Annotated in this window: 1 protein-coding gene; it reads right to left on the bottom strand. The window is 46.9% G+C overall.

Annotated elements, in window-relative coordinates:
• Window positions 1–20 precede the first annotated feature (20 nt).
• The coding region (locus GM79_RS23590) for a transposase family protein (protein WP_161787102.1) at window positions 21–258 on the bottom strand (238 nt) is incomplete at its 5' end.

Consider the following 258-nt stretch of genomic DNA (forward strand, 5'->3'; position numbering starts at 1 on the left):
AGAGTTGTTGTAGCGGTTTATCAATGAGTTAAGCAGAAATTCCACAAACCTGCACACACTTCCAGCGCCACATCGAACTGTTCCAGGTTGTGCATCCGCAAACGGTCTGATAAAATACGATACCTTTTTAGACCCCCGATGCTGTGTTCCACTACTACGCGCTTGCGGGCCTGCTGCGTATTGCGAAACTTATTGTTTTTGGTCAATTGTCCGCCACGCGGTTTTTTTGTGGGAAGAAATAACTTGCCGCATGCATAC

The sequence above is a fragment of the Hymenobacter sp. IS2118 genome (genome assembly GCF_000715495.1).
Lineage (GTDB): Bacteria > Bacteroidota > Bacteroidia > Cytophagales > Hymenobacteraceae > Hymenobacter.